Raw genomic sequence first — 23,694 nt, 5'->3', positions numbered from 1 at the left:
ATAACAGACTTCACGCGGCACTCTCTAACCGCGCCCGTTTTTCGTGTCAATTTCTGAGAAAATGACGTGAGTGACGGTTTGCGCGTAGGGCGATGTTTTGTTAATGAAATCTTCTACCGCTTCGAGGCTTTCGGCATTGATTTTCAGCATATAGCAGGCTGCACCTGCAATCCGGTAGCAAAATTCAATATTCGGCAATGTTTGAATATAGCTTTTGAACCGCTCGTAATCCGCGTTTTTAACGGTTGCTTCCACAATACAGGAAACGGGAAGCCCAAGTTTTTTCTGGTCGACCTCCAGCGTGTATTGCTTGATGATGCCAAACGATTCAAGCTGCCTTACCCGTTCTGTCACAGATGGAGGCGACAGCTTAATTTTTCTGCCTAATTCCCTCATCGACAAACGGCTGTCCTTCTTCAGCTCCTCAATGATATTCAGATCAATCTGGTCAAGTTTCATTTCAACATCCTTCTTTTTTGATTTTGTACACATTATCTCGGGTATTTTTGTAAATGACAAGTACAGTTCCCTAGAAAAGGCATGTAAAAATGAATGTTTTCCGAACATTTTTTGAAAGCTGTCATATGCCCCTCCGGATTGTTTATAGTATAAAATGAAAACGTGTCCACAAGGAGGGCGATTTATGCTGCACACGCCGATCGGAAGACTTCGCACGATGGGTTTTATTGAAGGAATGTCACTCTTAATCCTGTTGTTCATCGCTATGCCGCTTAAATATTGGGCAGGCCTTCCGCTTGCGGTGACAATTGTCGGTTCGGTTCACGGCGGGTTGTTCATTTTGTATTTGCTTGTCTTGGCTTATGCAACCTTCTCTGTCAAATGGCCGCTGAAATGGTCAGCTGCCGGCTTCGTCGCTGCTTTCGTCCCATTCGGAAATTTTTTGTACGACCGCGGATTAAGGAAATATAAATAAGGGAATGCAAAAAAGGCTGGATCTTTATGATCCAGCCTTTCTTATTAAAACCACTTTGTCAGCCACGCGATATAGTAGGCCCCCGGAATAAACATGAGCTGGGCGAGGAGTGTGCCCGCCACCCTTGATGTGACCATTGTGATAGAGGTCCATTTTAAATAGAGATAGCTTCGTTTTCCTTTTGCCACATCATCAGCTAGAACGGATACTTTAGGATCAACAAAAATGGCCAGCAGCATCGTCGCAATTCCGTTGATCAAACCCGAAGCCATGACGGCTGTCGTGCTGCGCTCCGGCGCCAGAAGGCCTGCGTATAAAGCCGAAAGCACGCCAATCGTATAAATCGATGTGATCAGCATGTTGATGACAAACAAACGCTTCGGAATCAAGCGCATATGAAATCCTTTTACATATGAAATGGACGGCAGACGCAAATAGGAAAGGGCATTTTTGAATCCTTGTTTCGAGAATCCCTTTCGGAATACTTGAAAAACGGAGCCGCCGCCGCCCGCCAAGTGAATAATCGCCCGTGAAAAAAGAGCGACAAAAGACGGGAGCAGGATAATGCCCAAAATGGTGCCGACTGTCGATCCGAAAATTAAAAAGCGGAACTGCTCCCCTACAATCGCCAGTGCGTTTTTTCCAGCAGCATCAATTAAATGCCCAGTAAAGGGCTGCTGCACCATGTTCGACATTCTGGATACGATGACCATGACATTAAACAGAGAAAGCGCGGACGCAATAAATCCAACGCGGGCCCCGGAAAGCCTTGTAGCATAGGCTAAGGTTTCTATCGAGTGAATCAGCAATAAAAAACAAAAAATAAAAAGTACTTGTGTTGTAATGACATGCACGTTATTCTTCCTCCAATTTCATCCTAGAGATAAGACTGGAAAGAAGACAAGGAGGTTTCAGTACGATGTGTTTTTTGCAATAAAAAAACCGTCCGGCGTACGCCGGGCGGTTTGTCTTATTCTTTTCTATACGCAAATAAAGATTATATCATCCGCCAAGTCAGGCGGGTTAGATTCATAAAGCATTGTTCCGAAGAATCATTCTGGAAAGTAAACACCATGGAAATTTCTTGAACACAAGACAACGAAAGCCCTACCTCTCAATCGTCACTGCGGCTCCGAAGCCGCGCCGGTGTGAATTGTAAAACAAAAAAGTCTTTTTTCCATCTCATCGTTAGGGGCGATTTGTTATGAAGGAAAAGAATAAGGGCAGCTGGTTATGCTGCTTGGGAAGCGGTAAGCTTCTCTCTCAAAACAGAAAAAAGAAGTTTACTTTCTTTTTTATTTGCTTATTTTTCTTACTAGCTATTCATAATAACATATCGCCCCTGAAAACACAAATTTTTTATAGTTCGAGTGAGACCGGTGTTTTCTCCCCGGCATTCATTAATCTGATATCCTCTGGTTCAATTTCAAGAATCACCAGATTCGGATCATCCTTGCCGTCAAACCAGCGCTCTAATTTGGAACTCCATATTTTGTCCTTGAGTTCTGCCGAATTGTTGATTTTGGCTTTTCCGGCAACTTCGACATATGCGTCGCCAAAGCCTTCACAATCATAGCCTAATAAAATGTGGACATTGGGGTTGTTCTCAATTTCTTCCGCTTTATGAGTTTCCTTGCTTGTCGGTGTGTAAATCGTCAGCCCGTCATGGAAAAAAGTCATGTAGCGGGAATGCGGTTTGCCCTTTTGAACTGTTGCGAGCGAACCTACTTTATGGTGATCTAGAACATCAAGCACTTTTTGTTTAATGTCTTGCTGATTCATCTCGAATCACTCCTTTTTAACGTCTCCGCTGTTACTTTTCCACATCCGGGGAAGATTTAAACAAGAAAGTGTGCTCTTTATTTTTCGCCTTCCCATTCACGCTTTAACAGACTGTAGTAGACGAGGTCGTGATGCATGCCGTTTACGTATAAGCCGTCCCGTGCCCTGCCTTCCTCTAGAAACCCGAGCCGCTCCGGAACCGCTCTGCTTTTTTCGTTTCCGACAGCCGCACAGATCGCCACACGATTCAGCTCAAGCTCTTCAAAAGCATACGTAATGAGTTTTCGGCAGGCAGCTGTAATAATGCCTTTCCCTTCAAATTCTTTGGCAATCCAATATCCGATTTCCGCCTTACGATTCACTTGATCAAGGTTATGCAGGCTGATCATGCCGCATAGGCTGCCGTCATAAAGGAGCCCCGCCTCAATGCAGTTCAGGTCGGCATACTGGCGCCGCCAATCTGGAATGATTGTTTCTCGGTACGTTTCAGCGCTGCTTGGATTTTCCGCAAAAAACAGCCACTTGCCAAGCCGCTGCTGATTTTGGATAATGAGTTCGGCCAGCCGCTCCGCATCCTTCGGCTCCAATAATCGGATGGTGATGTGCTCATTTACCTTGCAAGTGAACATCGCCTCGCCCTCTTTCCTTTTTTACCCATTATAGCGATGATTCTGTTTTTTTCAATACAAAAAGGATGGGCTGTTAAGCCCATCCTTATATTCTTGGATCGGTAAAGATATCATGTTTATCCGTACTCGTCGATGACATTTCCGTCACGACGGCACCTTCTTCCCCGGCCTGGAACCAATGCTTTGTGTTTGGTGGAATCGTGTATTGCCCGCCCGGTTCTAGCTCAATTTCGTGCCAGACCGTATAGTGTTCTCTGTCTTCCTGAGGAGGGAGAACTTTTGGAAGCGGCGTTTTTTCTCCTTCTACGTAAAGATACACTTTTCCGTAGCGGCAGCGGAAGGTCTCCTGCTTGCCTTCCTGGCCGTCGACCGGCGGATGGCGGTGTTCCGGGCAAGTCTGTCCCGGAAACAGCACCAATTCCTTTGAACAATAACGGTCTGTATTGACGTAGACGAAGAGCTGGAGCCCGACTTTTCTTTCTTTTCCTAAGCCGTAATCCATCAGCTGGATTTGGTCTACTTCCTCGTCCGTTAATACAATCCCTGCTTTTTGATAGTAGCTGTTCACTTCTTCTTTCGTGATGCTCATATGTCTCACTCCCTCTTATGTCGTCACAAAGTTTCCGCCGTTGACATGCAGGGTCTGTCCTGTCATGTAAGAGGACTCATCTGATGCCAGGAGCACATAACAGCCGACGTGCTCAACAGGCTGTCCAGGACGGCCCATCGGCGTATCCTGCCCAAATTGAGCAACTGTTTCTTCAGGGAACGTAGCTGGGATTAGTGGCGTCCAGATCGGACCCGGCGCGACTGCATTTACACGGATGCCGTCTTTAACAAGCGCCTGCGCCATTGTTCTTGTAAAGGCGTTGATCGCCCCTTTTGTCGCTGTATAATCAATCAGTGTCGGGTTCCCTACGTACGGGTTGATGGATGTCGTATTGATGATGGCGCTGCCCGGTTTCAGGTAATCAATTGCTTTTTTAGTCAAATAAAATTGAGAATAAAAATTTGTTTTGAATGTGCGGTGAAGCTGTTCGCTCGTAATATCTTTGATGCTTTCCTTCGGATGCTGTTCACCTGCATTGTTGACAAGGATGTCAAGGCCGCCTAGTTCCTTGACCGTTTTTTCAACCGCTTCATTGCAGAATTCCTCTTCACCTACGTCACCAGCAATCAGCAGGCATTTTACGCCTTCTTGTTCAACACGTTTCTTCGTCTTCTCAGCGTCTTCATGCTCATCCTTATACACAATGGCGATGTCTGCGCCTTCCTTTGCGTAAGCGACGGAAACCGCGCGTCCGATCCCGCTGTCGCCGCCTGTAATAAGAGCTACTTTTCCTTTTAATTTGTCTGCTCCTTTATAATCCTCGTACTCATACACCGGACTTGGATTCATTTCGCTTTCAATTCCCGGCTGGCGACTTTGAGTTTGTGCCGGCAGTTCTTTTGGATAATTTGCCATGATGATTCTCCTCCTTTGTTTTCATGTCTATTTGTTGTGTACCTCACACACTCTATGGATAAACATGGCTTGGCACCTTCGCATTGCTTTATCAGAAAAATGTTTCACATGGAACGCTGGGAGGAAATTAACTCAAAAAGGGGGTTGGTTGCTGAATGATTAACATGCTTTCTAGAAGATTCAGCAGGCCAAAGGGCGTCATCGGCATGATTGCCGGGTACATCATGGCTGCTGAAAATCAAACACTGAATCAGTGGACAATCAATCAGCTGGGTATCACGCGCGGGGACAGCATTTTAGAAGTCGGGTTTGGCCCGGGATACTGCATGCAGCAGATGCTGAAACGCGAGAAGGATGTTCATCTTCATGGGATTGATGTGTCAGAGGCCATGCTGAAGCTGGCCGCCCGCAGAGTGAAACCAAAGGGCGTACGCCTGATACAAGGAAGCATCGAGACATTTCCTCTCCCCGCCTCGTTTTATGATAAAGTGATTTCCGTTAACAACTACACCATTTGGAATGACCAAACAAAAGGCATGAAACAGATTTATCGGGCATTAAAGCCAGGCGGCAAAGCAGCCATTACGATGCAGCCGCGGGAAGCGGATGCCAGTCCTGAAAAAACCAAATCATTTGGAAGACAGATGATTGCTGACTTTAAAGCAGCCGGCTTCGAAGACATTGATATACAATTTAAGAACATTAAGCCTGAGCTTTCCGTCTGTGCAAGTGCAAAGAAGCCCGCCACATAAAGTGGACGGGCTTCTTCTTTTATGAATGTACAGCCTGATTGCGCAGGACGTCTTTTTTCACCTTGCCAAGGTTGTTTTTCGGCAGTTCGTTAACAAATTCAACTTCAGGTATTTTGTAAGCGGACAGGCGTTCTTTACAAAATGCGATGACATCCTCTTCTGTGATGCGCTGGCCGCCATTTTTCACGATAAAAGCTTTCGGTTTTTCACCGTAAAGCGGGTCTGGAATACCGACCACAGCCGTTTCAAGGATTCCCGGGATCTGCTGGATAACTTCTTCAACCTGATCAGGATAGACGTTATCGCCTCCGTAAATAATGACATCCTTGTAGCGTCCCGTGATGAAAATAAAGCCATCTTCATCTACATATCCTGAATCTCCGGTTCTAAACCATCCATTTTGCAGCACTTTCGCTGTTGCTTCAGGATTGTCTTCATAGCCTTTAAATAAGAATGGAGTATGAACAACGATTTCGCCGATTTCTCCTTGAGGAAGTTCTTCTCCGGTCAGAGGATCTTCCACTTTGACTTTAACACCTGCCACAGGTTTTCCTGCAGATGCCGCTTTATCCATTCCCATATCAGGCGTCCATGTGCTGATGCCCCAAGCCTCAGTGCTTCCATAGCCATGCGCGAGCGGAATGCCAATATCAAGATAGCGGCGGATTAGGCTGCTCGGCACTTTTGTTCCGCCTGTCATTAAAATAACAAGTGAAGATAAGTCAGTTTGGTGCGTTTCCCACGCCTCAAGCAAATACGTGTAAAACACAGGAAGAGCCATCACGGTCTGAATTTTCTCTTCTTCAATGACCTTCAGCATGTGAACAGGATCTTGATCCTTTGTAAACACAAAGGTTGTTTCTGCAAACGTTCCAAGCATGATGCAAATGAGCGCACTCGTATGATAAATCGGATGGCACGCGAGAAAACGAAGGCCCTTCATACGTGCTATTGAGCTGTTGGATTTTTTAACGTATCTGTATATGCCGCCATGTGTAATCATGCATCTTTTCGGGTTTCCCGTTGTTCCAGATGTAAACATCAGAAGTGCTGTATCATCAGGTGAAACCATTTCCGTCTCTGGCAAATGATCAGGACCTGCAAACAGCGCTTCAAATTCAGCAGATGTTTCGTAAGCTGTTCCTGTTTCCATTGTTACACACAGTGAGGACAATTCAGGTAGAACTTCATCCAGTATCTCTTTAAACTCCGCTCCGTAAAACATCGCTTTCGGTTCACTTGCTTTTAAAATGCCTGTCATTTCATATGGTTTCAGCTGCCAGCTGACAGGTACGACAACAGCACCTATTTCAAGCGCGGCGAACATAACAGTTGATGCGGGATGGCCGTTTTTGCAAAGCAATGCAACACGGTCGCCCTTTTGAATTCCTTTTTGAAGCATGGCATTCGCCAGCTGATTAATCCGTTTACGGTAACCTTTATATGTCAGTGTATGGTCTCCGCTTTTTACAGCCTCTATTTCTTCGCTATTCGGCATGTCATGCAGAATCAGATGCTGTAATGTTTCCATATCGTCATCTCCTATATTCTCTTGAATCTTCAATAATTTGTTAGATTTTCTTCCTTACCTCACCCATTTTAACCCAAAAAAGATAACTTGTAAAACTATTTCATTTTGGAATTATTCCAATACTGAATGATAAAATAGTCCCACATTTTCTTATTTTGTTCCCCATCCACAGAAAAACACACGCCAAATTTTTGACGTGTGCCATGCAGGTTTACAGTATGTTTTTTTCTTTCATCCATGTGAAAAATATGCGGTTTAACCGCTGATACAATTCTTGTTCTCCTTCTTCCTGAAACCCCGCCATGCTTTCTCCGCTCTCGATAATTGCCGAGCTGATCGCGCTTAAAATCTCCGAGCCTTCAGCAGATAATGAGCTAGGCGCCATCATGACGAGAATGCGTGTCATCCTGAGGGTATTTCCGTCCATGCCATCCACTTCATAGGAGGTGCTGAGATCAAACATTTTGAAAAAAGGCAGGACGATTTCATCATTTTTGAGATGATAAAGCGCCATGTTTGTTCCGGGGATTCCCAATCCCCCTTGTTTCTCCCGCTCAGCCAGGCAAACCGCAGCTTTTTCCGGATCACGGATCAGGCCATCCTTCTTCAGCTGTTGAAAAAGCTCTAGCAGAAGCATGCTATGGTCCGGGTTTGTTTTGAGTTGAGCTAGCGTAAAATGGCGCAGAACATCTTGGATAACTTCCATATACCGCCCTATGCTTTCCGCCGCCTCTAGCATGTCAGGTACATCAGCTTGCTGCGCCTCTTCCTTCGGGCTTCTTTTTTTGTTAAGAATAAGGGGAATCTTCCGCTTGATATACTGCTTGACCTGGTTTGCGTCTTCCTCATTTAATAGCGGGCTGACCATGATGTAATCAATGTTTTCATAAGGAATCGGTACAGTGGACACAATCATATCATAGGCTTGAACATCCTTCCCCTTTAGCTCGATCAGGGATGACATATCAAACGATTCAATTTCCGGCAGCTCTTTTTTCAGTCTGGAGGCAAGCATTTTCGAGGAGCCGATCCCGCTTGAGCAGACGACAAGCGCTTTCACTTTTGCTTCTTCTTTTTTGATTTCAAGAGCCGAGCCAAAGTGAAGAACGATAAAAGCGATTTCATCATCAGAAAAGGACATGCCCGGAAAATACTTTTCGACGCCTTCTTCGATCGCCATATAAAGCAGAAAATAATCGCGCTTGATCTGTTCCTTCATCGGATTGTATATCTCAATATTTTCTTTTATGCGGCTGACGGCCGGCTCCAAATGGGCAATCAAGCCTTCATATAAAGAGTAGTTTTTCGTTAGATCCATTCTGATTTTGTCTGAAATAAAAGCAATGAGCCGCTTTGTTTGCAGGGCTGTTTCCAGCTCAATTTCCTGCGCTTTGTATTCTGTTTTGTATTTTCGATTGGCGCTTCGAAGGTGGATTGTAATATAGCCGACCTCCGCCTCTGGAATCGTCACGCCGAAGGCACGTTCAAGCTCGCCCGCGATTTCAAGAGCGGAGCTGTATTCCTTCGCATTCTTCAGTTCCTCAAGCTCATTTTGCTCCATGGTGATAGTTTCCCCAAGCTTAATTCGTTCGATAGCATACGTCAGATGGACGACGAGCGCTATATAGGAGCTGTCGGACAATGAAAAAGCGATTTTTTCTTTGAGCTGAAATAAGATGCGCTCCATTTTTAACAGCTCACCTTTGCTGACAACCCCGAACATTTTCTCTGAAGAATCGGTTTTTCCTTTGATGTTTAATTCAACCGCTTCCAAAAACATTTGGATGTCGAGACGGTTCACAATCAAGTTGCCGACAATTTTCCGTTTCGCATTCTCCGGCCCTATAAGCTGGATGCCAAAACCTCTTTTGCGGATCAGTGTCAGTCCGAAGGGAGAAATCCACTTCTCGAGCTCATCTAAGTCATAGCTGACCGTGGCATTCGTCACCTGGAGATCATGAGCAAGCGTGTACAGTTTGACGGGCTCCTGAGACTCTAATAACGAACAAAGAATGAGCAGTTTCCGTTCGTCGGCGCTGTATTCATGCTGTTCATATGATAAATCAGTAAGCAGCTTTTGTTTATCTTCGGGACTTCCCACTGCTTTCAAACCTTTACCGGGCTGTTTATCTAACGTAAGCCCCACGGTTTCCATCAGCGGTTTAATTGATTTGAGTTCCCTGTGAATGGTTCTCGTGCTGACTTGCATCAGCTCAGCAAGCTCAGTTACGGTTATATATCTGTTTTGTAATAATAAGTGCTTTAACAGCTTTTGTTCTCTGGCAGTCATATACATAAAAAAGACCTCCTAGACTATCTTGATGTGCGGATGAAGTCGCAAGGAGATGCAGTAGAGGATATAGAGAGGTTTCCTTTTAATATAAAACGCTTTCAAGAAAGAATCAATCACTTATAAATGGTAATTTGGCACTAAGCGGTGTGACAATATTGAAAAAGCATCAGCTGGTAAGCTGATGCTTTTTATGGAATATCGTAACCCTGTACGGCTGTAAAAATGCGGAACCATTGATCCTGGTCAAGCTTGTATGACAACGCATTTATCGCGGCGGAAATCCGCTCGCGCTTTCCGCTTCCGACAATCGGCATGATGCCGGCCGGATGCGTATACAGCCATGCGTACATCACCTCGTCCAATGAAGCGGCGCCAATCTCTGCTTGAACGGATTCAAGCGCCGTGCGGACACGCCGGTCTTTTTCCGTGTCACCAGTGAAAACTTTGCCGCCTGCCAGAGGCGACCAAGCCATCGGCGGAATCCGTTTTTCCTGGCACAGGTTCAAAGTGCCGTCGAGCATATTTTCTAATTCGTATGCGGAAAGCTCAATCTGGTTGGTTACGAGCTTCTCAGGCAAATATGATTCCAGCATCCGATACTGGTGATCTTTAAAATTTGAAACGCCAAAGTACCTGACCTTGCCAGAGCATTTCAATGCCTGAAACGCCTCTGCTACCCCCTCCGGATCCATGAGCGGGTCCGGTCTGTGAATCAAAAGCATATCGATATAATCCGTCCTAAGGTTCATAAGCGATTGCTCAACGGATGCCAAAATATGCGATTTGCTTGTGTTATAATGATGCGATCTGTGAGCGGGCCGTTCAGGCGATTCAAGAACGATACCGCATTTTGTGACCAACTCTATGTTTTCTCTTAATCCAGGTGAAAGGGCAAGGGCGTTTCCAAACAACTTTTCGCACGTATAGCCTCCATAAATATCCGCATGATCAAAGGTCGTGATGCCGTGATCGATACACCATTCAATGAGGCTCAGAAGTTCAGCATCTGAATAGTTCCATTCATTCAGCCGCCAAAGCCCGTGTATGACTCTTGAAAATTGAAGATCCTCCGCCAATTGAATACGCTGCATGCAAAATCCCTCTTTTCTTTGTATAAACCGGGTTTTGCCCCTTACTAGTTCATTCGGCCTCAGATCCCCTTTTTCCTTTCGCTCCTTTTAAAAAGACATTTTAATTCGATTGAAATTGCTTTTTCGCTTTCTCAACGACATAGTGGCTGCCGCCGCGGTCCTGCACATTTTGGATCATCATGGCGACAAGCAGGTCTTTGTTTTTGTAATCGTAGCCGACAAACCAGCCATTTTCCGTGCCGTCTTTATCATCTTTTGATGTTTTCAGCTCGGCTGTTCCTGTTTTCCCGGCCACTGTGATTCCTTTCACGACAGGCTGATACGCTGATCCGCGCTCATCTTCCACAACGCCTTTCAGACCTTTTGTAATGTCTGCCGCTCCTTCCTTGGTGACCACTTGCTTGTGCCAAACATCAGCTGTTTGTGAATCTTTTTTGATCAGCGTCGGTTTGACAAGGTCTCCATTGTCAACAAATGGCGTGTAAGCAGTTGCCAAGTGAAGCGGAGACATTTGCATTTGCCCTTGTCCGTAGCCTGTATCCGCAAGCAAAATGTCTGAATCAAGCTTGTCATTTGCAATAGACGATTTCTGGATCGGGAATTCGTACGGAACGTCCTCTGAAAAACCGAATGTCTTCAAGCCTTTTGTGAAGGTGTCCGCTCCCATATCAAGCGCATTCTGGGCAAAATAAATATTGTCTGACGTAATAAGGGCGTTTTCCAAATCGACTTGTTGAAGTCTCTCAGACACACGTGTCACTGAATAGCCGCCCCAGCTCGAATCTTTTTGCCACTCCTTGCCTTTGATTGTTTTCTTCTCATCGGCTTTAAGGGTGCCGTTTTTGATTCCAATAGCAGCCGCAATCGGTTTAATGGTAGAACCTGGCGCGTATGTCTTATTGAATTTCGCTGAAAACGGATTGTTTTTATCTTTGTTTAGCTTTTTCCATTCCTTATCGCTCCAGCCGAAAATAAATCCGTTTGGATCGTAGGAAGGCGCGCTGACAAGGGCGAGTGTTTCGCCTGTCTTCGGCTGCAGCGCGACTGCCGCCCCGCTGTCATCCTTCAGTTCATCATACAGCTTCGTTTGCGTTTTGATATCAATTGTGAGGTGAAGATCCTCGCCGTCCTTTGCTTTCTTTTCAGCGATGACTTCCCCGGTTTGCGGCACGTAGATTTTCCAGCCAGTTGTGCCTCTTAGCTTGTCTTCATACACATTTTCAAGTCCGGCGATACCGATGTTAGACGTATCGCTGTACGTTCCTTCTTTCTTTTTCTTCAGTTCTTCCGCTGTAATGGCGCGGACATAGCCTGTTAAATGGGCTGTCTTTTCGCCATACGGATAGTAGCGGGAGCTGACATTCGTTCTTGTTACGCCTTGTAATGACGTCGCTTCTGAAACTAACTTCTCCTGGTCAGGCTTGACCTTTTTGAGCGGCACAAACGAATCGTCTTTTACCCAGCCTTGATCCAGCTTTTTCTTGATGTCGTCTTCAGTCAAATCAAGTTTTTTGGCGAGTTCTTTTATAACTTTCTCTTTTTTATCGCCAAGCTCTCCGGGAACAATTCCAATTTCCGGAACATCTGTATTGACAGCTAAACCTTTTCCATTTTTATCGTAAATTTGGCCTCGTTTCGGTTCAATGCTCATAATTTGCACGGTTTTGTCGTCAGCCAGCTGCTTGAAAATAAACGATGGGTCCCAATCTATATTCCATGACTCCTCGTCATCTGTTTTTTCTAATTTCAGCACAGCAGTATTCTTGAAGCTGACTTTGCCGGCATTTGTGTTCATGCTGACTTTATACGGGATATGTTTCATTGTCTTGTTGTCTTGATCGTCCTTATCTACTTCTCCCGCAGTGACTTTCAAATTTTTTACGCCGGCCTGCTCATAGATGGCTTTATACCTGTTGACGAAATCTTTTTTGGAGATTTCTTTTTTGACATCTTTAGTCAGGCTTTGATACATGTCATCGAATTGCTGATCGTTCCACTGTTTCACGAATGCTTCCATGCGATCCTCTGGTGAATCTGTTTTGGAGCATCCGATTAACCCAATCAATCCGACGCATAGAAATACTAGTAGAATACACTTTTTTAACATGACTTTCCCCTGCCTTCCACTTGTTATTTTCTCTTAATTGAATTGGTGCGTGCAAGATTTTTTTGAAAATGAAGGAAAAGTTCACCGATTTTGCAGAAATCTCCTATCGTTTGCTGTAGACTATTTGAAAAGACAGAAAGAAGGGATAGCATGGTCAGAGAGGCAGCAATGCTTCACATTAAAGAAGGCCTTGAACAAGAGTTTGAGGATGCATTCCGGCAAGCGGCGCCGATTATTTCCGGCATGAAGGGCTATATCACTCACTCGTTATCAAAATGCATGGAGGAAACGCATAAATATCTGCTTCTTGTGGAGTGGGAAACACTTGAGAACCATACGGAAGGCTTTCGCGGTTCTTCAGAGTATCAAGAGTGGAAAGCCTTGCTTCATCGATTCTATACCCCGTTCCCGACGGTCGAGCATTTTCAGGATGTGTAATAGATTTATATAATATGAAGTGTAAAACCGATAAGGGAGACAGACCATACAAAAACGGCGGTATAAATATTAAAAGCGCCTGAGCCGTCATTTTCTTTTTTGCGTTCTTCAAGCCCCTGCATAAACATGACCGCACCAAGAAAGACGAGCATGACCGATTGGATAACAGAGGTGTGTTCCGTATAGTTAAAAGCAATAAGCGCCAGTATAATAATGATAACCGCAAAAGACATTTTAAAAATCCGAAACAAAAGGACCATCCTTCCTTATATACGAAATATTGAACGTTATGGCTATATTTGCCTACGCCCTCCATTATTCTAGCGCACTTTGTTTGTCTGTAGAACAGAAGACAGAGAATTTTAAGTTTCTTTTAATATTTCGATCACACATAAAAAACGCGCCTGTCATGAGGCGCGTTTTCTATGAAACTGATAATTCTTTATAGCCTAGCTTGTGAACGGCTTCAGCCATCGCTTGATAGCCTTTGCTGTTCGGATGGACACCGTCAAAGGACAGATATTCCTGTTCTTTGCCTTTGAAGATGCTATAGGCATCCGCGATTTTGACATGGGGTGCTGATGCAAGTGTTTCTAAATGTGAATTAAACGAAGTGATCCATTTGCCGGCGATATCAATTTCGGGAAACGGATTGTATAGGTTGAACACACGAATGGCGTACGGGGAAGGATTTTCTCCTTTAATCTCGGCGATTTTGGCAATCATCTTTTCAAAATTCTCATGGCAATGGGCGGATACACGGCTGAAAATCGTTTCATCCTTAGAGGTTTGGTAGGCTAAGACCGAATCGATGAGATCGTTTCCGCACCCTGTGATCGTTATCATATCAGCATCTCGAATGCATTTTTGCACATAGGGATATGACAGGAGTCCCAAAATCTCTTCTGTATTCAGGCCTGATCTGGCAAATATGTTTATTGCCGTTCTTGTTTTCAAGTCAGCTTCCATTATGTCCCCAAAACGCTGGACGAAGCCGGGTGAAAACAGCCCGGAGCCTCTCCCTGTCGTCAAGGAATCGCCCAGAGCTGTATATCGAAGCACCATGTTCTTTCCTCCACTCTTGAACGTCGATACGTTAATGTACGCAGCAGAGAAAAGATTGGCTACTTATGTATATCCTATTTTTCTTGAAATCTGTAAAGCGGCGTCCTTCACCTTTTCTGTTAAATAGGGCAGCCTGTCCTCTGTAAATCTCGCTTCAAAGCCTGCAATGCTAATGCCGGCTGCCACCTGACGCTTATGGTTAAAGATCGGGGCGCCGATCGCCGCCGTATAGTTTTCGAGCTCTGAATAGCTGACAGTATAGCCATTTTGCACAGAGGCATCAATCTCCTGAAGCAGTTTTTCGGGATCGGTAATCGTTCCGGAGCCAATCGAAATGAGCTCGGTTTGTTTGATGTATGCTTCGATTTCTTCACGGGGAAGAAAGGACAGAATGCTTCTGGCGCACGCTCCCGCGTATAGGGGGGAACGCCTGCCGATCGCCGTATACAGCCGCACAGTCTGTGTCCCTTCTATTTTCTCAACGTATATCGCTTCATTGCCGTCCCTCATGATCAACTGCACGGCCTCATCCACTTCCCGGCACAACTCTTCCATCACCGGTTTCGCTATTTTTCTGATATCCAGCCTGTCAGCGACAAGCTGTCCGAATTCCAAAAACACCAATCCCAGCGAATAAGCGCCGGACGCATCCCGACTGAGGAACCCCATTTCCTCCAAAGAGCTGACCATCCGGTGAACAGAGGTCTTCGGCATTCCCGTCAGCGACACCAGTTCACTTAAGGTTAGGCTTGGTTTATGCAAAAACAAATTAAGCAGCGCCATAGATTTGACTACGGTTTTATTTTTATTCTGCATCATTCATCCCCTTTGCTATGTCAGCCATTCCATCTTCATTCTCGTTTTCAGTTCTTTTATATGCTGTTCCCGTTCTACCGCAAGCGCTTCTGCCTCCTGGAGGGACACAGGCTCAAACTGAACGTGCTCGCCCGGCATGATTTGGGAAACAATCGGAAGATCAGCGGATATGATGTGCGCGATCCTCGGATAGCCGCCAGTCGTCTGCCGGTCTGCAAGCAGGATAATCGGGTTGCCGTCAGGCGGCACCTGAACTGTTCCGAATGAAACCGCTTCCGACACCATCTCAAGCGGGGCCTTCAGTTCGAGCGGTTCTCCTTTGAGCCTGTAGCCCATACGGTCGGACTGCGGCGTGACACGAAATGCTTCTTCATAAAAACGCGTTTTTGATTCTTCTGTGAAAAAGGCAAATTGCTTTCCTTCCAGCACCCGAATGACGGGATTCTTCTTCAATGGCAGAAATCTGCCGCGGCTGACTGACCACTTCGGTGCTGCAAATCCCTGTTTTCCAAGCTGCGAACTTAAGCGAGAAAGGATGGTTTGCGAAAGAGCTGACATCTCTCCAATGTTCAGTTCATCTTCTTTTTGAAGCGCTCTGCCATGAAGTCCGCCAATGCTTCCTCTGACGTATGTGCTTTTACTTTCCATGACGGCAGGCACCTCAATGCCGCCAGCTGCCGCCAAATAAGCACGGCTGCCGAGTTTGCAGGGGCCAAAGCTGACCGTGCTGTTTTCCTTGATGAGCACAGGCTTCCATAAAGGCGCTTCCTCGTCATTAATACGCAGCGTGAAGTCCGCCCCTGTCACAGCAATCAGTGTCTGTTTTGAAAAATGAAACGACGGACCGGGCCCCATCATCGTTATTTCGAGACCTGCTTCATTTTCGCCGTTTCCTATCAACAGATTGGCAATGCGCAGTGAAACCGTGTCCATAGCGCCGCTGGCCAGAACGCCGTATTTTTGGTAACCCGTTCTGCCTATATCCTGAACCGTTGTGAGCAGTCCGGGCTTTAATACTTTCATGCTCAATTGGACTCCTCCTTATAGGCGTGATAGTCTTTTTCTGAGATGCGAACGAATTTCACAATATCTCCCGCCCGCAGCAATGTCGGCGGGTTTTCCTGCGGCCGGAAAAGAGCCAGCGGCGTTTTGCCGATCAGCTGCCAGCCGCCCGGCGTTGAAATCGGATAAACGCCTGTCTGCAATCCCGCAATACCGACCGAACCTGCGGGAATCGACGGTCTTGGTGATGATTTTCTCGGAGCTGCAATGCGTTTTGACATCCCGCCTAGAAAAGGAAAACCGGGCGCGAAGCCAAGCATATACACCACATATTCACCGTTTGTATGAATGTCGATTACTTCCTCCGGTGACAGTTGATTGATCTTCGCCACCTCTTCTAAATCCGGACCGAATTCACCGCCATAGCAAACGGGAATTTCTACAATACGGCGGTTGACCTCATAGTCTTCGGCTATTTCTGCCAGCCGCTCTTCGACATCGCGCTTGACACTCTCAAAAGGTGAGCTTATGCCTTGAGGCAAATGCTTGTACACTTCATACATATCATAAAATACGGTTAGACTTGTAAAAGCCGGGATACATTCAATGAATCCCGGAAATGGCTGTTCTTCTATATAAGCGGCCGCGGCATGGACAATGCCGTTGACCTGTTCATTGATTTCTTCTCCGAATCGGATCATCATTGCAGAATCACCGAGCTGTTCGATTTGATATCGTACAGTCATCTTTCTCACCTCTTTTATTTCTCGTTCATCAGGATGACGAGAGGCTACAGCACCGCAAGCGACTCGTCTCGAATATCTGTGATGAGCATATGCCCCGGCGCATGTGTGATGACCATTTCAGGCTTTACATTCATAGCCACGGCTTGCGGGGTCACCCCGCATGCCCAAAAAACAGGAACCTCGCCGTCACGAATGGGAACGGCATCTCCGAAATCCGGTTTCCCGAGATCGCGAATCCCGATTGCTCCCGGATTGCCGATATGGATCGGCCCTCCGTGCACAGCCGGAAAACGCGAGGTCACTTGTGCAGCACGTACAGCCAGCCGTTCAGGAACCGGCCTCATGCTGACAACCATCTGTCCGTGAAACGCCCCCGCCGGAACACAATCGATATTCGTTTTATACATCGAGACGTTTGTCCCCTCATCAATATGCCGGACAGCTATCCCATTATTGATTAGTGCCTGTTCAAAGGAGAAACTGCATCCGATCAGAAAGCCGACAAAATCGTCCTCCCAGTATGGCGTAATATCAGATACTTCTTCCGTTAGGATACCGTGCCTGTAAATACGGTATTTCGGAAAGTCCGTTCTGATATCAGCATCCGGCGCAGCCAGAGACGGCACAGGCGAACCTGCTTCAGTCACATCCAGCACGGGGCAGGGCTTTTGATTTCGCTGGCAAAACAGCAGAAAATCAAAAGCAAGGTCCTTTTTCAAAACCACAAGATTCGCTTGGGCGTAGCCGCCAGACATGCCTGCGGTCCCCCCGTTTATTTTCCCCTCTCGTATCAGGGCGCGTACATCCTTTGGCGCCATTTTGTTTAATTGCTCCACTTATATCAGCTCCACAATTGAGGAAGTTGTGTGATTAACGTGTAGATTCCCATAACTGCCATTACAATCACTACAAGCGCGCCTGTGCTTGTCAGCCAAAGCGGATGCTTATAATCACCGACAATGTTTTTCTTGTAGGCGGCAACAAGCAGCGTTCCGAGCGCAATCGGCAGAATTAAGCCGTTCAGTGAACCGACAAGGACGAGGATCTTCGCAGGCTGGCCGATTGTGACAAAAGCTAACGTAGAAACCACAATAAATCCGATAATAATACCACGTGAATTCTTTTCAATTTTTGGAGAAAAGGTCTTGAAAAATGAAACAGATGTATAGGCTGCTCCAATAACAGACGTAATCGCCGCAGACCACATGATCAATCCGAAAATTTTATAACCAACATTTCCAGCAGCCAGCTTGAAGACAGAAGCCGCCGGGTTGCTTTCATCGATGTGCAGGCCTTTCGATACAACGCCTAGAACCGCAAGAAAAAGAGCGATACGCATGACAGATGTAATTAAAATGCCGACAACCGAGCTTTTTGTCACCTGCGGAATGGATTCCTTCCCTTTAATTCCGGCATCAAGCAAACGGTGTCCCCCGGCAAATGTGATATAACCGCCGACGGTTCCGCCCACTAGGGTGACAATGGCAAATATGCTGATGTGTTCCGGGACGAATGTATTTGCGACTGCCTGTCCGACCGGAGGAGCTGTCGTCGCCGCAACGTAGACCGTTAAAATAATCATCACGAACCCCGCGATTTGCGTAAAACGGTCCATCGCTTTTCCTGCTTCCTTGATGACAAAAATCAAAATGGCGATAACGGCACTGATTAAAGCGCCTGTTTCAGGTGTAATGCCGAACAGCACCTGAAGTCCCAGCCCGGCCCCTCCGATATTCCCAATATTAAAAGCTAGTCCGCCAAGCACGACGAGAATGGCGATGAAATATCCCAGTCCGGGAAGCACCATATTCGCAATTTCCTGACCTCGTTTTCCAGAAACTGCGATGATGCGCCACACATTGGTTTGGGCGAAAATATCTAAAATAATAGAGATTAAGATGACAAAACCGAAGCTTGCTGCGAGTGTGTTTGTGAATGTTGCGGTTTGGGTGAGGAAACCCGGTCCGATTGCTGATGTCGCCATTAAAAAGGCGGCGCCCATCAGCAATGACCAGCTGCCCGCTTTTTTTCCTGCTGTCTTTTTCTGCTGCTCCATCTATTGTTCCTCCTTTATGTTGACCTCTGTTCTGAAATAGCTGTCACTTCAATTCCAGCCGCTTTGAGCTGTTTTCTGATTTTTTGCGCAAATGTCAGCGCATGGGCTCCATCTCCATGAATGCAGACTGTATCTGCTTTTAATGACACATCATGTCCTTGCTGAGATTTGACCGCCCCTTCTTTCACCATTTTGATGACCTGGGTGACGGCGGCATCATCACTTTCAATGAGTGCGTCCGGCTGGGAGCGCGGTGTCAGCGTGCCGTCCGATTGGTATGTTCTGTCGGCGAACACTTCATTTGCGGTCTGAAGTCCGATCCGTTCTCCCGCTTTTACAAGCTCGCTCTCAGCAAGACCGAAAAGAATCAGGCCGGGATCAACCTTATAGACAGCTTTCGCGATAGCATCCGACAGTTTTTGATCGACTGCCGCCATATTGTATAAAGCGCCATGCGGCTTGACGTGCTGCATGTGAAGTCCCTCTGCTTTTAGAAAGCCAGAGAGCGCGCCAATTTGATAAACGACAAGATCATACGCTTCCTCAGGAGAAATCGCCATATTGCGGCGCCCAAAACCGAGTAAATCCGGCAAGCCCGGATGCGCACCCATTTTCACGCCTCTTTCTGCTGCAAGCGCGACGGTTTTTCGCATAACACTAGGATCTCCTGCATGAAATCCGCATGCGATATTCGCTGATGTCACATACTCTAAAATATCTTGGTCAAGGCCTATCTTGTAGGCTCCGAAGCTTTCTCCTAAATCACAGTTTAAATCAATCTGAAACACAGAATCCCTCCTGCCAAAGCAAACGATATGCTTTATGTCATTTATTGTCCCGAAATTCGGAACGACTATTCCGAATTTTTGAACTTTATTTCATTATAAGTGAATCATATCAGTTTGTGAAATACTTTTGTCAGAAAACCTACCATGGTCCCAGAATAAAACCTGCCAAACTAAAAAAGAGAGTCCATCTTAGGACTCTCTTTTTTTATAGTACCCAATGGCGAATCGCTTTAGCGACACCATCCTCAATATTTGTATCCGTGATATAATCAGCCGTTTCTTTTACGATGTCTTGCGCATTGCCCATTGCGACGCCAAGACCCGCTTCTTTGATCATCGCAATGTCATTAAGGCTGTCGCCCATCGCCATCACATTCTCCATTGTAAAGCCGAGTTTTTCCGTAACCTTGGCAAGGGCTGCAGCTTTGTTGATGCCAAGCGCGTTGACTTCAATGTTTGTCGGACTTGAATTTGTGATTTCGAGCTCTTTGTTTTTTCTCAGCTCCTCAAGCACTTCGTTTCGGATATCGTCATCCTCGATGTCAAAGCCGAATTTGAGCCATTCATGATCCGTAATGTTTTCCGGAAACTCGCCTCTCCATACTTTATTCACCGTAGAAGCCCAGAAATTAGTGTTGTGCTTATTCCGCAAATCCCACATCATTTGAATATGGTCCGTATGAAGCAGCTTCCGTTCCACCAAATTAAAATTCGAATCCCAAATTTCACTGCCGTTTGCCGTGATTAGAAAGGATGACAGCTTTAGCGATTCCGCCAGCTCCCTGCACGTCATCAGCGTCCGGCCCGTGCTGATCACCACATACACACCTTTATCCTCCGCTTCACGAATGGCTTTGCGGTTTTCATCCGAGATCAGCTGCTCGTCGTTCAGCAGTGTACCATCCATATCAATTGCGATCAGCTTGATATCTACATCTTCTCTTTGAACAGACATATATGTACCTCTCTTTATCTTTTTGTTGTGCTTCTCTCTATTCTAATACATTATACCCAGCGGGACAAAAAAGCGATTTCCTATGTTTGAGGAGAATGGATAAGAGGAAAACAAACGGTGAGGTGATCAAACATGACAGAAAAAAAACAGCAAAACAAACCAAATGAAAACCCCGAGCACAACGACTTAACCGATCCGATTCCTAATGAAGAGCTGAAGGAAAATATGAATGATGAAAAACACAAACGCCAGCAAAGAGATAACTCTCAAAGCGAACGGGATTACGACACAAAATAGAACCCCTCACAAAATGTTGTGAAGGGTTTTTTTCATTTTTCAATATAGATGCCGATTTCAGCTTCAGCAACAGGCTGCTCTCCAACTGACGCCTTGGCATGTCCGAACACAAACCCGCGCCGATTGCGCGTGACTTCAAACGTAAGATCAAGCCGGTCACCGGGCACAGCTTCTCCCAGCTTTTCCGCTTTCTTCACCGAAGACAATAATCCCAAGCTGTTCTCATCTGTAATTCCTGTAAAAGCCGCGGTTTGCGCAAGCGCTTCAATCACAAGTGAAAACGGCATTTCTGTTTGCGTATCAGTGAGAAACCAGTCGTTCTCACTAATCAGCTTATAAGCTGCCGCATGTTTGCCGGGCTCGCTATCCGTCACGCCATCAATAAACAAAAATGGATAGCGGTGAGGCAAAGATAATGAGTTCATTTTATATCTCCTTTTTTTGACCATTATATCTCAGCCTAAAGTGAAACGATAGGATATAATGGAAAAAACACAAAAGGAGGCCGTTATGTTCCCAAAACCGCTTGTCATTCTCGTACACGAAATATATGGTGTAAACAGCCATATGAAAAAGATGGGCCGGCTGATCAAAATGGCTGGATATGATGTGTTGACGCCCAACCTGCTCGGCGAGGATGAAGTCTACACACTGCAAGAAGAAAAAACGGCATACGAACAATTTACAAAACACGAACGGCTGAAAACGGGAGAAACCATCATCCAGAATGTGATCAGGCAAAACGCCGGACGGCACATCTTTGTGATTGGATTCAGCGTGGGGGCTACTATCGCATGGAAATGCAGCAGTATGCCTGAGGTGAGCGGATCGGTTTGTTATTACGGTTCCCGGATACGCGACTCTCTTCATCACGTGCCAGCCTGCCCGGTCCTATTGTTTTTCCCTAATTATGAGCCGTCGTTTGACGTAGCGCTTCTTATCAAAAAACTGCGGAAAAAACAGCATACCCATCTTGAGATTTATCAATTCGATGCGCTTCACGGCTTCGCCAATCCTGATTCTGTTTATTTCAACAGGGCCCTTTTCTTCAAAACGCTCTCTATCATAAAAAACGGGGCGGAAAGCCGGCTCCGCACCGTTTCATCATCATTTTTTTAAACGTGCACGGCGCTTTATTATCGGTGCCGTCATGTTCCATGTTCTTTTTGCATTGCATTTTATTTTGCCTGTCTCATCTCACCGAATGGATAAAAGACGAGAGATTCAGTACCGATGATATCGTCCTCAGAAGGCATGCCCATTCCGTTTCTGCTATCCAGTGAATTGAGACGGTTATCTCCCATCACAAAATATTTACCGGAAGGAACCTCAACTTCGAAGTCACCTGTTAAGGTTACACCCGACTCTTTGACCTCCTGTTTATATTCCTTTAAGTATGGTTCTTCCACCTTTTTATCATTTATGTATAGCTGATCATTTTTCATTTTAATGCTGTCACCAGGCAAACCGATTAAACGTTTGACAAATGAGCGGCCGCTCTTTTTGTCATGAATGACTATGATGTCTCCTCTGTGAAACCCGCCAGTCCATTTGACTGCTTTATCAACCAGAATTCTTTCTGAGTCTTTAAGCGTTGGGGCCATTGATGATCCTTCAATAAGAAAAGGCTTGTAAAACACCAATCTGATCGTAAAAATGAGAGCTGCGATCATAATGATACTGAGTACAACGATCGTTTTGATTTTTCTTTTTTTCTTTAACGTGATTGTTTTTGCATTCAACTTCCTTCACCCGATGCTTTCCTAAGAATTCCAAATTATTATACAGCATTTGGATCTGCTTGGTTAGACTTTCGTGGAAATTTTCGTAAGGAAATGGACAGGCCGGGGCAGCCATCTGCCCCGGCCTGATTCATCAGAGCTTTCTTAAGCGTGAACAGATTTCATCAGTGACCTCAGCCGTTGTGCTTTGTCCCCCAATGTCGCGTGTTTTGATGCCGTCGGCAGTCACTTGCTCCATTACATCCAGAATTTTTGCCCCCAGCTCTTCCTCTCCGAAGTGGTCGAGCATCAGCTTCGCTGTCCAAATCTGGCCGATCGGATTGGCAAGGCCCTGTCCGGCAATGTCAGGAGCTGAGCCGTGAACCGGTTCAAACATGGACGGATATTTGCCGGATGGATTGATGTTCGCAGAAGGCGCAATGCCGATGCTTCCCATCAGGCTTGAGCTGATGTCGGTTAAAATATCACCGAACAAGTTGCTCGCCACAATGACATCAAACGTTTCCGGACGCGTCACAAAAAAAGCGGCCAGCGCATCAATATGCTGAGATGATGTTTCGATTCCGCTATAATCAGCGGCTGTCTGCTGAAAGACTTCATCCCAAAACGGCATCGCGTGATAAATGCCGTTAGACTTTGTGGCGCTTGTCACATGGCTGCGCCGTTTTTTCGCCAATTCGAAGGCAAAGCGCATGACACGTTCTGTCGCTTTTCTCGTAAACACGGCATTCTGGATGGCGATTTCATCATCGCCTCTGTGAATGCGCCCGCCAACTTCACTGTATTCACCTTCACTGTTCTCGCGAATCACCACGAAGTCAAAATCATTTGGATGCAGAAGCGGCGACGTAATGCCTGCCATTTGTTTGGCGGGTCTCATATTAATGGAAAGCTCAAGCTCCCTCCGGATTTTCAGCAGCAGCCCCCATAACGATATATGATCGGGAACCAGCTTCGGATTTCCGACAGCTCCCAAAAAAACTGCTTCAAATTGAGTAAGCGTATGTATTCCATCTTCGGGCATCATTTTGCCGTGCTCCAAGTAATAATCACAGCTCCATGGAAAAGCTGTGAATGAGAATGACAAACCTCCGTGTACCTCAGCCGCTGTATGAAGCACTTTCTCAGCAGCCGCTACAACCTCTTTTCCTACTCCGTCTCCCGGTATTGCCGCAATCTCAAATTGTTTCATCGTCATTCTCCTT

At 46.0% G+C, this 23,694-nt stretch carries 27 protein-coding genes; 5 read left to right on the top strand and 22 right to left on the bottom strand.

All coding sequences use genetic code 11. The features are described from left to right. Positions 1-24: 24 nt before the first annotated feature. Complete coding sequence (gene lrpC, locus MKX38_RS02410) at positions 25-459, bottom strand: transcriptional regulator LrpC (RefSeq protein WP_003246585.1); 435 nt, start codon at positions 457-459, stop codon at positions 25-27. 184 nt (positions 460-643) lie between these two features. Between lrpC and MKX38_RS02405 the strand changes: the two genes are divergently transcribed. Next, positions 644-934 (top strand): DUF3817 domain-containing protein, encoded by a 291-nt coding sequence (locus tag MKX38_RS02405; protein ID WP_015252794.1) that lies wholly within the window; start codon positions 644-646, stop codon positions 932-934. Between the two features lie 44 nt (positions 935-978). Here the strand turns inward: MKX38_RS02405 and amj are convergent, their stop codons facing one another. From amj to MKX38_RS02380, 5 genes are all read right to left on the bottom strand, one after another. Further along, complete coding sequence (gene amj, locus MKX38_RS02400) at positions 979-1,788, bottom strand: lipid II flippase Amj (protein ID WP_032722918.1); 810 nt, start codon at positions 1,786-1,788, stop codon at positions 979-981. A 505-nt stretch (positions 1,789-2,293) separates the two neighbouring features. Continuing rightward, entirely contained in the window at positions 2,294-2,716 is a 423-nt protein-coding gene (locus MKX38_RS02395) for a pyridoxamine 5'-phosphate oxidase family protein (RefSeq protein WP_003234396.1), read from the bottom strand. Between the two features lie 77 nt (positions 2,717-2,793). Then, positions 2,794-3,345 (bottom strand): GNAT family protein, encoded by a 552-nt coding sequence (locus tag MKX38_RS02390; RefSeq protein ID WP_232567182.1) that lies wholly within the window; start codon positions 3,343-3,345, stop codon positions 2,794-2,796. A gap of 85 nt (positions 3,346-3,430) precedes the next feature. Next, a complete protein-coding gene (lyxE, locus tag MKX38_RS02385) occupies positions 3,431-3,934 on the bottom strand; it encodes a D-lyxose ketol-isomerase (protein ID WP_021481729.1) in 504 nt (167 codons plus the stop codon). Between the two features lie 15 nt (positions 3,935-3,949). Then, complete coding sequence (locus MKX38_RS02380; protein WP_003234401.1) at positions 3,950-4,810, bottom strand: SDR family oxidoreductase; 861 nt, start codon at positions 4,808-4,810, stop codon at positions 3,950-3,952. Positions 4,811-4,965: 155 nt separating this feature from the next. Between MKX38_RS02380 and MKX38_RS02375 the strand changes: the two genes are divergently transcribed. Beyond that, positions 4,966-5,562 (top strand): class I SAM-dependent methyltransferase, encoded by a 597-nt coding sequence (locus MKX38_RS02375; RefSeq protein ID WP_014478864.1) that lies wholly within the window; start codon positions 4,966-4,968, stop codon positions 5,560-5,562. Positions 5,563-5,581: 19 nt separating this feature from the next. Here MKX38_RS02375 and MKX38_RS02370 read toward each other — a convergent pair whose 3' ends face one another. From MKX38_RS02370 to pbpC, 4 genes are all read right to left on the bottom strand, one after another. Continuing rightward, positions 5,582-7,093: a class I adenylate-forming enzyme family protein gene (locus tag MKX38_RS02370; RefSeq protein WP_014478863.1), complete on the bottom strand. Its 1,512-nt coding sequence runs from the start codon at positions 7,091-7,093 to the stop codon at positions 5,582-5,584. A 211-nt stretch (positions 7,094-7,304) separates the two neighbouring features. Further along, positions 7,305-9,389, bottom strand: coding sequence for a mannitol operon transcriptional activator MtlR (gene mtlR, locus MKX38_RS02365; protein ID WP_080528932.1), 2,085 nt, complete (start codon positions 9,387-9,389; stop codon positions 7,305-7,307). A 185-nt stretch (positions 9,390-9,574) separates the two neighbouring features. After that, entirely contained in the window at positions 9,575-10,477 is a 903-nt protein-coding gene (locus MKX38_RS02360; protein WP_101172135.1) for an aldo/keto reductase family oxidoreductase, read from the bottom strand. 100 nt (positions 10,478-10,577) lie between these two features. Beyond that, complete coding sequence (pbpC, locus tag MKX38_RS02355; RefSeq protein WP_014478860.1) at positions 10,578-12,584, bottom strand: penicillin-binding protein 3; 2,007 nt, start codon at positions 12,582-12,584, stop codon at positions 10,578-10,580. A 150-nt stretch (positions 12,585-12,734) separates the two neighbouring features. On the opposite strand from pbpC, the gene MKX38_RS02350 reads away from it, so the two are divergent. Then, on the top strand, positions 12,735-13,022 hold the full coding sequence (locus MKX38_RS02350; RefSeq protein ID WP_014478859.1) for an antibiotic biosynthesis monooxygenase: 288 nt from the start codon (positions 12,735-12,737) through the stop codon (positions 13,020-13,022). 5 nt (positions 13,023-13,027) lie between these two features. Here the strand turns inward: MKX38_RS02350 and MKX38_RS02345 are convergent, their stop codons facing one another. From MKX38_RS02345 to MKX38_RS02305, 9 genes are all read right to left on the bottom strand, one after another. Continuing rightward, a complete protein-coding gene (locus MKX38_RS02345) occupies positions 13,028-13,273 on the bottom strand; it encodes a YczI family protein (protein ID WP_003240256.1) in 246 nt (81 codons plus the stop codon). 172 nt (positions 13,274-13,445) lie between these two features. Then, on the bottom strand, positions 13,446-14,087 hold the full coding sequence (lipC, locus tag MKX38_RS02340; RefSeq protein ID WP_197196148.1) for a spore germination lipase LipC: 642 nt from the start codon (positions 14,085-14,087) through the stop codon (positions 13,446-13,448). A gap of 63 nt (positions 14,088-14,150) precedes the next feature. Next, positions 14,151-14,903, bottom strand: coding sequence for an IclR family transcriptional regulator (locus MKX38_RS02335; RefSeq protein ID WP_014478857.1), 753 nt, complete (start codon positions 14,901-14,903; stop codon positions 14,151-14,153). Positions 14,904-14,918: 15 nt separating this feature from the next. After that, positions 14,919-15,926: a 5-oxoprolinase subunit PxpC gene (gene pxpC, locus MKX38_RS02330; protein ID WP_003234419.1), complete on the bottom strand. Its 1,008-nt coding sequence runs from the start codon at positions 15,924-15,926 to the stop codon at positions 14,919-14,921. 2 nt (positions 15,927-15,928) lie between these two features. After that, positions 15,929-16,651 carry a 5-oxoprolinase subunit B gene (pxpB, locus tag MKX38_RS02325; RefSeq protein WP_003234420.1) on the bottom strand — a complete coding sequence of 241 codons (723 nt, stop codon included), beginning with the start codon at positions 16,649-16,651 and terminating at the stop codon, positions 15,929-15,931. A 44-nt stretch (positions 16,652-16,695) separates the two neighbouring features. Beyond that, positions 16,696-17,469 (bottom strand): putative hydro-lyase, encoded by a 774-nt coding sequence (locus MKX38_RS02320; RefSeq protein WP_339189375.1) that lies wholly within the window; start codon positions 17,467-17,469, stop codon positions 16,696-16,698. A 23-nt stretch (positions 17,470-17,492) separates the two neighbouring features. Next, on the bottom strand, positions 17,493-18,707 hold the full coding sequence (locus MKX38_RS02315; protein ID WP_014478854.1) for an NRAMP family divalent metal transporter: 1,215 nt from the start codon (positions 18,705-18,707) through the stop codon (positions 17,493-17,495). Between the two features lie 14 nt (positions 18,708-18,721). Then, the gene (gene pxpA / locus MKX38_RS02310; RefSeq protein ID WP_003234423.1) at positions 18,722-19,495 is read right to left on the bottom strand and encodes a 5-oxoprolinase subunit PpxA; all 774 of its coding nucleotides are present in this window, start codon (positions 19,493-19,495) and stop codon (positions 18,722-18,724) included. Between the two features lie 205 nt (positions 19,496-19,700). After that, positions 19,701-20,450, bottom strand: coding sequence for a phosphoglycolate phosphatase (locus MKX38_RS02305; protein WP_003234424.1), 750 nt, complete (start codon positions 20,448-20,450; stop codon positions 19,701-19,703). A 132-nt stretch (positions 20,451-20,582) separates the two neighbouring features. Here MKX38_RS02305 and MKX38_RS02300 point away from each other — a divergent pair, with 132 nt between their 5' ends. After that, a complete protein-coding gene (locus MKX38_RS02300) occupies positions 20,583-20,747 on the top strand; it encodes a hypothetical protein (protein WP_003234425.1) in 165 nt (54 codons plus the stop codon). A 32-nt stretch (positions 20,748-20,779) separates the two neighbouring features. Here MKX38_RS02300 and MKX38_RS02295 read toward each other — a convergent pair whose 3' ends face one another. Next, positions 20,780-21,172, bottom strand: coding sequence for a 3-hydroxyacyl-ACP dehydratase FabZ family protein (locus MKX38_RS02295; protein WP_339188493.1), 393 nt, complete (start codon positions 21,170-21,172; stop codon positions 20,780-20,782). An 85-nt stretch (positions 21,173-21,257) separates the two neighbouring features. Between MKX38_RS02295 and MKX38_RS02290 the strand changes: the two genes are divergently transcribed. Continuing rightward, positions 21,258-21,866, top strand: a complete 609-nt coding sequence (locus MKX38_RS02290; RefSeq protein WP_339188490.1) for a dienelactone hydrolase family protein — start codon at positions 21,258-21,260, stop codon at positions 21,864-21,866. A 59-nt stretch (positions 21,867-21,925) separates the two neighbouring features. Here MKX38_RS02290 and lepB read toward each other — a convergent pair whose 3' ends face one another. After that, complete coding sequence (lepB, locus tag MKX38_RS02285; protein ID WP_003234434.1) at positions 21,926-22,489, bottom strand: signal peptidase I; 564 nt, start codon at positions 22,487-22,489, stop codon at positions 21,926-21,928. A gap of 133 nt (positions 22,490-22,622) precedes the next feature. Next, positions 22,623-23,687, bottom strand: coding sequence for a tartrate dehydrogenase (locus MKX38_RS02280; protein WP_003234436.1), 1,065 nt, complete (start codon positions 23,685-23,687; stop codon positions 22,623-22,625). Positions 23,688-23,694: the final 7 nt, after the last annotated feature.

The organism is Bacillus sp. FSL M8-0025, from assembly GCF_037975475.1.
Lineage (GTDB): Bacteria > Bacillota > Bacilli > Bacillales > Bacillaceae > Bacillus > Bacillus subtilis.
Note: the sequence above shows the minus strand (reverse complement) of the source record. Positions and strands in the feature narration are given on the sequence as shown.

Excerpts from the sequence above, each read along its gene's own strand:
- lrpC (WP_003246585.1), bottom strand. The coding sequence starts at position 459 with ATGAAACTTGACCAGATTGATCTGAATATCATTGAGGAGCTGAAGAAG.
- MKX38_RS02405 (WP_015252794.1), top strand. The coding sequence starts at position 644 with ATGCTGCACACGCCGATCGGAAGACTTCGCACGATGGGTTTTATTGAA.
- MKX38_RS02395 (WP_003234396.1), bottom strand. The coding sequence starts at position 2,716 with ATGAATCAGCAAGACATTAAACAAAAAGTGCTTGATGTTCTAGATCAC.
- MKX38_RS02390 (WP_232567182.1), bottom strand. The coding sequence starts at position 3,345 with ATGTTCACTTGCAAGGTAAATGAGCACATCACCATCCGATTATTGGAG.
- lyxE (WP_021481729.1), bottom strand. The coding sequence starts at position 3,934 with ATGAGCATCACGAAAGAAGAAGTGAACAGCTACTATCAAAAAGCAGGG.
- MKX38_RS02380 (WP_003234401.1), bottom strand. The coding sequence starts at position 4,810 with ATGGCAAATTATCCAAAAGAACTGCCGGCACAAACTCAAAGTCGCCAG.
- MKX38_RS02375 (WP_014478864.1), top strand. The coding sequence starts at position 4,966 with ATGATTAACATGCTTTCTAGAAGATTCAGCAGGCCAAAGGGCGTCATC.
- MKX38_RS02370 (WP_014478863.1), bottom strand. The coding sequence starts at position 7,093 with ATGGAAACATTACAGCATCTGATTCTGCATGACATGCCGAATAGCGAA.
- mtlR (WP_080528932.1), bottom strand. The coding sequence starts at position 9,389 with ATGTATATGACTGCCAGAGAACAAAAGCTGTTAAAGCACTTATTATTA.
- MKX38_RS02360 (WP_101172135.1), bottom strand. The coding sequence starts at position 10,477 with ATGCAGCGTATTCAATTGGCGGAGGATCTTCAATTTTCAAGAGTCATA.
- pbpC (WP_014478860.1), bottom strand. The coding sequence starts at position 12,584 with ATGTTAAAAAAGTGTATTCTACTAGTATTTCTATGCGTCGGATTGATT.
- MKX38_RS02350 (WP_014478859.1), top strand. The coding sequence starts at position 12,735 with ATGGTCAGAGAGGCAGCAATGCTTCACATTAAAGAAGGCCTTGAACAA.
- lipC (WP_197196148.1), bottom strand. The coding sequence starts at position 14,087 with ATGGTGCTTCGATATACAGCTCTGGGCGATTCCTTGACGACAGGGAGA.
- MKX38_RS02335 (WP_014478857.1), bottom strand. The coding sequence starts at position 14,903 with ATGCAGAATAAAAATAAAACCGTAGTCAAATCTATGGCGCTGCTTAAT.
- pxpC (WP_003234419.1), bottom strand. The coding sequence starts at position 15,926 with ATGAAAGTATTAAAGCCCGGACTGCTCACAACGGTTCAGGATATAGGC.
- pxpB (WP_003234420.1), bottom strand. The coding sequence starts at position 16,651 with ATGACTGTACGATATCAAATCGAACAGCTCGGTGATTCTGCAATGATG.
- MKX38_RS02320 (WP_339189375.1), bottom strand. The coding sequence starts at position 17,469 with ATGGCGCCAAAGGATGTACGCGCCCTGATACGAGAGGGGAAAATAAAC.
- MKX38_RS02315 (WP_014478854.1), bottom strand. The coding sequence starts at position 18,707 with ATGGAGCAGCAGAAAAAGACAGCAGGAAAAAAAGCGGGCAGCTGGTCA.
- MKX38_RS02305 (WP_003234424.1), bottom strand. The coding sequence starts at position 20,450 with ATGTCTGTTCAAAGAGAAGATGTAGATATCAAGCTGATCGCAATTGAT.
- MKX38_RS02300 (WP_003234425.1), top strand. The coding sequence starts at position 20,583 with ATGACAGAAAAAAAACAGCAAAACAAACCAAATGAAAACCCCGAGCAC.
- MKX38_RS02295 (WP_339188493.1), bottom strand. The coding sequence starts at position 21,172 with ATGAACTCATTATCTTTGCCTCACCGCTATCCATTTTTGTTTATTGAT.
- MKX38_RS02290 (WP_339188490.1), top strand. The coding sequence starts at position 21,258 with ATGTTCCCAAAACCGCTTGTCATTCTCGTACACGAAATATATGGTGTA.
- MKX38_RS02280 (WP_003234436.1), bottom strand. The coding sequence starts at position 23,687 with ATGACGATGAAACAATTTGAGATTGCGGCAATACCGGGAGACGGAGTA.